The following is a 6,767-nucleotide window of genomic DNA, read 5'->3' as shown; positions in this document are numbered from 1 at the left end:
TTCTCGGGCTCCTGCGCCACGGCCCGTTCGGCCACGAGCGCGGCAAGACGGGCGCCCACCGCATGCCCCGCCAGCCGCAGCTCGGGCTGCCGCCCATAGTTCGCGAGCACGAGCGTGCCCACCGTGTGCGAAGCCTCGCCCACCGGCACGAGCCGCGAGGCACTGCCGATGCCGCCCTTGAGCTGGAAGCTCGACATGCCGCGCCCCGCGCCCACCGAACCCTGCGCGAAATCCGCGCCCGCATCGGCCAGTGCCAGGCGGTAATCCGCCTCGCCCACGGCCAGCCGCTGGATGTCGTTGAGAAAACCGTCGTTGCACTCGAACACCAGCGGATTCACCGTCGGCAGCGAGCGCCCGGTCTCGGGGTTGTGCGCGATGCAGTCGCGGATCTGCGCGCCGGCCATGGTGCCGACCGAGAAGGTGTTGGTCAGCGCGATGGGCGTCTCGAGCACGCCGAGCTCCTCGAGCTGCACGAGCCCGATGCTCTTGCCGAAGCCGTTGAGCACCACGGCGGCCGCCGGCACCTTGTCGCGGAACGGGTCGCCGGCATGCGGGCGGATCACGGTCACGCCGGTCTGCACCGGGCCCTCGGCGAGCGTGCGGTGGCCCACCGTCACGCCGGCGACGTCGCTGATCGCGTCGCGCGGACCCGGGCGCAGGCCGCCGATGCGGGGCAGGGCGCTTGCGCTCATTGCCGGTCGATCTTCGGATCGAGCGCGTCGCGCAGGGCGTCGCCCAGCAGGTTGAAGGCCAGCACGGTGAAGAAGATCGCGAGGCTGGGGAACAGCGCCACGTGCGGCGAGGTCACCATGTCGGCGCGTGCCTCGCTGAGCATCGCGCCCCATTCGGGCGTGGGCGGCTGCGCGCCCATGCCGAGGAAGGACAGGCTGGCCGCGGTGATGATCGAGGTACCCACGCGCATGGAGAAATACACCACGATCGAGGAGATCGTGCCCGGCAGGATGTGGCGCACGACGATGGTCCAGTCCGAGGCGCCGATGCTGCGCTCGGCCTCGATGTAGGTCTGCTGCTTGAGCACCAGCGTGTTGCCGCGCACCAGCCGCGCGAAGGCCGGCACGCTGAACACCGACACCGCCACCACCACGTTGGTCATGCTGCTGCCGAGGATCGCGACCACGCCCAGCGCCAGCAGGATGCCGGGGAAGGCGAACAGTACGTCCGAGATGCGCATCACGATGCGGTCCCACCAGCCCTCGTAGTAGCCCGCGAGCAGGCCGAAGGCGGTGCCGACGAAGCCGCCGACCAGCACCGACAGGAAGCCCGCCATCAGCGAGATGCGCGCGCCCGCGAGGATGCGGCTGAAGATGTCGCGGCCCAGCGGGTCGACGCCGAACCAGTGCGTGGCCGAGGGCCCGCTGTTGAGCATGTCGTAGTCGAAGTAGTTCTCGGGATCGAAGGGCACGATCCAGGGCGCGAACACGGCGACGAACACCAGCAGCAGCACGAACAGGGCGGCGACGATGCCCACGGGCTGCTTCTTGAAGCGGCGCCAGCATTCGCCCCACGGTGTGCGGACCTTGCCCGCGGTCTGGGGCGTCGTCACTGGCGTGGCGGCGGGAAGGGTGGATTCGGCAGGCACGCCGGTGGCTTGGGTCATGGCGGCGGCCTCACTTGTAGCGGATGGTCGGGTTGATGAAGCCGTACAGCACATCGACCACGAGATTGATCAGGATGAACTCGAGCGAGAACAGCAGCACCAGCGTCTGGATCACCGGGTAGTCGCGCATCTGCACCGCGTCGACCAGCAGGCGGCCGAGGCCGGGCCAGTTGAACACCGCCTCGACCAGGATCGAGCCGCCGAGCAGGAAGCCGAACTGCAGGCCCATCATCGTGACCACCGGGATCAGCGCATTGCGCAGGCAGTGCTTGATGATCACGCTGCGCTCGCGCACGCCCTTGGCGCGCGCGGTGCGCACGAAGTCCTCCTGGATCACCTCGACGAACGAGGCGCGCGTGAAGCGGGCCATCACGGCCGCCACGGCCGCGCCCAGCGTGATCGAGGGCAGGATGTAGTGTTTCCAGGTGGCCGCGCCCACGGTGGGCAGCCAGCCGAGTTGCACCGAGAAGATCTGCATCAGCAGCATGCCCAATGCAAATGCGGGAAAGGAGATGCCCGACACCGCCAGCGTCATGCCGATGCGGTCGGGCCATTGGTTGCGGTACACGGCCGAGACGATGCCGATGCCCATGCCGAAGATCACGGCCCACACCATGCTGGTGACGGTCAGCATCACCGTCGGGAAGAAGCGCTCGGCGATCTCGGTCGACACCGGCCGCCGCGTGCGGATCGAGGTGCCGAAGTCGCCCTGCAGCATGTGGGTGAAGAAGTTCGCGAACTGCTGCGGCAGCGGCTTGTCGAGTCCGAGCTCCGCGCGGACCATGGCCACGGTCTGCTCGTCGGCCTCCTGGCCGGCGGCAAGGCGCGCCGGGTCGCCGGGCAGCATGTGGACGAACAGGAACACCAGCACCGCCACGATGAGCAGCGTGGGGATCAGGCCCAACAGTCGTTTGAGGAAGTAGTTCAGCATGGGGAGCAGGGGCCGCGAACGGCCGGCGGCGGGGTGCCGCCGGCCATCGCACGGTCAGTCAGGAAACGGAGAGACCCGCGATCAGTTCGCCACCGACATCGCGTCGATGTTGATGTTGGCGTCGGGCATCACGAACACGCCCGTCAGGCGCTTCGAGTGCGCCGACAGGTTCTGCTCCGTCACCAGCGGCAGGCGCGGCAGGTCCTTGCGGATCTGTTCCTGCGCGGTCTTGTAGAGCGCGGCCTTCTCGGCCTCATCCACCGACACCAGCGCCTTGGCCAGCGCGTTGTCGACCACCTCGCTCTTGTAGAACGACATGTTGTTGAGCTTCGGCGCCCACGACTCGGAGGCGAACAGCGGCCGCAGGCCCCAGTCGGCCTCGCCGGTCGACGAGGACCAGCCGGTGTAGTACAGGCGAACCTTGGCGGTCTTGGGATCGGGCCAGGCATCGACCTGCTCGGTGCGCTGGCCCACTTCGAGCGCCTGCACCTGCAGCTTGATGCCGACCTGCGCGAGCTGCTGCTGCACGAACTGGATGGTCTTCTGGCTGGTCGTGTTGTTGTAGGCGCTCCACAGCACCGACTCGAAGCCGTTCGGGTAGCCGGCCTCGGCCAGCAGTTCCTTGGCCTTCTTCACGTCGTAGGGCACGGGCGCCATCTTCTCGGCGTACTTCACGCCCTGGGGCATCACGCCCTGCGCGGGAATCGCATAGCCGCCGAAGGCCACCTTGGCCAGCGCTTCCTTGTTGATGGCGTAGCCGATGGCCTCGCGCACCTTCTGGTTGTCGTAGGGCTTCTGCAGCATGTTGAAGGCCAGGAAGCGCGTGATGATCGAGGGCGAGGCCACGACCTCGAGCTTGTCGCTCTTCTTCAGCAGCTCGGCCTGCTCGTAGGGGATCGGGAACGCGAAGTCGGCCTCGCCGGTCTGCATCATCGCGGCGCGCGTGTTGTTCTCGAGCACCGGCTTCCACTGCACGGTGTCGACCTTCGGGAAGCCCTTCTTCCAGTAGCCGTCGAACTTCTTCGCCTTGACCGCCTCGGTCTGCTTCCATTCCACGAACTCGAAGGGGCCGGTGCCCACGGGGTGGAAGGCGATGTCCTTGTTGCCCCACTTCTTGAGCGCGGTCGGCGAGATCATCGCGGCCGAGGCATGGGCCAGCGAGTTGATGAAGGGGCCGAAGGGCTCCTTCAGCGTGATGCGCACGGTGGTCGGGTTCAGCGCCTCGACCTTGCCCACGCGGTTGAACTGGTTGTAGCGCAGCAGCTTGTTGTCCTGGTTCAGCACGCGCTCGAGCGTGAACTTCACGGCCTCGGCGTTGAAGTCGGTGCCGTCGTGGAACTTGACGCCGCTGCGCAGCTTGATGGTGTAGACCAGGCCGTCCTTCGAGACCTCGTAGCCCTCGGCCAGCACGTTCTGCACCTTCAGGTCCTTGTCGAACTGGAACAGGCCTTCATAGAAGGTCTTGGTCACGGCCGTGGTGATCGTCGTGTTGGTGTTGTACGGGTCCAGCGTTTCGGGCTGGTAGCCGATGGCGAGCACCACGTCTTTGGCGGCCAGGGCCGAGCCCGAGGCGGCGAGCGCGGCCAGGCCCAGCAGCGCAGAGGCCCATCGCAGGGAGGAAGAGGATGGCTTCATGGGAAGAACTCCAGTCGATTCGTGAGAGAGAGGGAGGAACAAAAAAGCAGGGGGCCCTGCGACGGAAAAACGAAGGAAAAACTCAAGGGCGTCAGAAAGCGCCGCCGATGGCATGCCGCGCCACGAAATGGCCGGGCGCCACCTGCACCAGCGGCGGCACCTCGGGCTCGTCGCCCACGGCGCGGATCGGGCTCGGGATCTCGCCCTCGAGCAGCGCGCGCTGCTTGTGGCGGCGCGAGGGATCGGCCACCGGCACCGCCGCCATCAGCTTGCGCGTGTAGGCATGCTGCGGCGCCTCGAACACCGCGCGGCGTGGGCCGATCTCCACGATCTGCCCGAGGTACATCACGGCCACGCGGTGGCTGATGCGCTCCACCACCGCCATGTCGTGCGAGATGAACAGGAAGGCCACGCCGAGCTCGCGCTGCAGGTCGAGCATCAGGTTGACGATCTGGGCCTGGATCGAGACGTCGAGCGCCGACACCGATTCGTCGGCCACCACCACCTTGGGGTTGAGCGCCAGAGCGCGCGCGATCGCGATGCGCTGGCGCTGGCCGCCCGAGAACTCGTGCGGATAGCGCTGCGCCGCCTCGGGCGGCAGGCCCACCTTCTGCAGCAGCCAGTCGACGCGCTGCTGCGCCTCGGCGCCCTTGGCGATGCCGTGGATCAGCAGCGGCTCCATGATCGAGAAGCCCACCGTCACGCGCGGATCGAGCGAGGCGAAGGGGTCCTGGAAGATGAACTGGATGTTGCGGCGCAGTGCCTGCAGCTCGCGCGTGGGCAGCTCGCGGATGTTCTGGCCGCCGAACTCGATCGCGCCGCTCTGGCTCTCGACCAGGCGCAGCAGCGAGCGGCCGGTGGTCGACTTGCCGCAGCCCGATTCGCCGACCAGCGCCAGCGTCTCGCCGGGGTAGAGGTCGAAGCTGATCTTCTCGACCGCGTGCACGCGCCGCTTCACGCGGCCGAAGACGCCGCTGCGCACGTCGAAGCGCGTGACCAGTTCACGCACGCGCAGGATCGGGCCGGCCTCGGCGCGCACCGTGTCGTGCGGCTCTGTGTGGGTGCAGGGCACGGTCTGCGCACCGGTCTCGGTGCGCAGCAGTTCGAACTTGGCCGGCAGCTCGGTGCCCTGCATGGCGCCGAGCTTGGGCACGGCCGACAGCAGCGCACGGGTGTAGGGGTGTTGCGGCGCGCCGAACACGGTGTCCGACGGGCCCGCCTCGACCTTGTCGCCGCGGTACATCACGAGCACGCGGTCGGCGATCTCGGCCACCACGCCCATGTCGTGCGTGATGAACAGCACGCCCATGCGCATCTCCTGCTGCAGCTCGCGGATGAGCTGGAGGATCTGGGCCTGGATCGTCACGTCGAGCGCGGTGGTCGGCTCGTCGGCGATCAGCAGCTGCGGCTTGCACGACAGCGCCATCGCGATCATCACGCGCTGGCGCATGCCGCCCGAAAGCTGGTGCGGGAAGCGGTCGAGCACGTTGCGCGCCTCGGGGATGCGCACCAGCTCGAGCATGCGCAGCGCCTCGGCGCGCGCGGCCGCGTTGCTCTTGCCCTGGTGGATGCGGATGGCCTCGGCGATCTGGTCGCCCGCGGTGAACACCGGGTTCAGCGAGGTCATCGGCTCCTGGAAGATCATCGCGATGTCGGCGCCGCGGATGCCGCGCATCGTGTGGTCGCGCGCCTGGGCCAGGTCGAGCACCTCGCCGTTGCGGCGGCGAAACGCCATGCGGCCGTCGAGGATGCGGCCGCCGCCGTGCTCCACCAGGCGCATCAGCGCGAGCGAGGTCACGGACTTGCCCGAGCCCGATTCGCCCACCACCGCGAGCGTCTCGCCGTGGTCGACGTGGAAGGACAGCTTCTTGACCGCATCGACCGTGCGCTCCGAGGTGGTGAAGCGCACGCTGAGGTCGTCGACCGCGAGCACTCGGCCCTCAGGGAGATGGGGCAGGTTGGGCAGAGGGGAGGGGGAGGTCGCAGCGGACATGGCAGTCGGGAAAGGAAGCGGTGGCGTCAGGCGAAGATCGCCGTCTTCGGGGTCTCGCGGCCGCGCGCATGGGCGCGGTACATGCCCTCGGTGTTGAAGGGCAGCGCGAGGTTGCCGTGGCGGTCGACGGCGATCAGGCCGCCGGTGCCGCCGATGGCCGAGAGCGATTTCATCACCACCGTGTAGGCGGCGGCTTCGAGCGTGGCGCCGGCGTAGGCCATGCGCGCGCAGAGGTCGTGCGCGGCGGCGATGCGGATGAACATCTCGCCGCTGCCAGTGCACGAGACCGCGGCGGTGGCGTCGTCGGCATAGGTGCCGGCGCCGATCAGCGGCGAATCGCCGACGCGGCCCACGCGCTTGTTGGTCATGCCGCCGGTGGAGGTGGCGGCGGCCAGGTGGCCGTGCATGTCGAGCGCGACCGCGCCGACGGTGCCGAACTTGCGGTCCTCGTCGAGCGGGGCATGCGCGAGCGACGCCATGGCCGCGCCCTCGTGGTCGACCACCACGCGGCCGGTGTCGCGCACGCGGTGCAGCTGCTGGCGGCGCGCCTCGGTCGAGAAGTACGAGGGCTCGACCATCTCGAGCCCGCG

At 68.5% G+C, this 6,767-nt stretch carries 6 protein-coding genes; all 6 read right to left on the bottom strand.

The features are described 5' to 3' along the window. The coding region (locus tag AC27VN_RS28615; RefSeq protein ID WP_490878724.1) for a P1 family peptidase at positions 1–692 on the bottom strand (692 nt) is incomplete at its 3' end. After that, complete coding sequence (gsiD, locus tag AC27VN_RS28610) at positions 689–1,618, bottom strand: glutathione ABC transporter permease GsiD (RefSeq protein WP_490878723.1); 930 nt, start codon at positions 1,616–1,618, stop codon at positions 689–691. The genes gsiD and AC27VN_RS28615, both read right to left, overlap by 4 nt. A 10-nt stretch (positions 1,619–1,628) precedes the next feature. Further along, a complete protein-coding gene (gsiC, locus tag AC27VN_RS28605) occupies positions 1,629–2,549 on the bottom strand; it encodes a glutathione ABC transporter permease GsiC (RefSeq protein ID WP_261205959.1) in 921 nt (306 codons plus the stop codon). Positions 2,550–2,630: 81 nt separating this feature from the next. Further along, positions 2,631–4,184: a glutathione ABC transporter substrate-binding protein GsiB gene (gsiB, locus tag AC27VN_RS28600; RefSeq protein ID WP_057591101.1), complete on the bottom strand. Its 1,554-nt coding sequence runs from the start codon at positions 4,182–4,184 to the stop codon at positions 2,631–2,633. Between the two features lie 91 nt (positions 4,185–4,275). After that, complete coding sequence (locus tag AC27VN_RS28595; RefSeq protein ID WP_296800583.1) at positions 4,276–6,177, bottom strand: dipeptide ABC transporter ATP-binding protein; 1,902 nt, start codon at positions 6,175–6,177, stop codon at positions 4,276–4,278. A gap of 26 nt (positions 6,178–6,203) precedes the next feature. Further along, a partial coding sequence (locus tag AC27VN_RS28590; protein WP_490878722.1) for an isoaspartyl peptidase/L-asparaginase family protein occupies positions 6,204–6,767 on the bottom strand: 564 nt, incomplete at its 5' end.

Source organism: Variovorax sp. 20P10.2.4, assembly GCF_058244205.1.
Note: the sequence above shows the minus strand (reverse complement) of the source record. Positions and strands in the feature narration are given on the sequence as shown.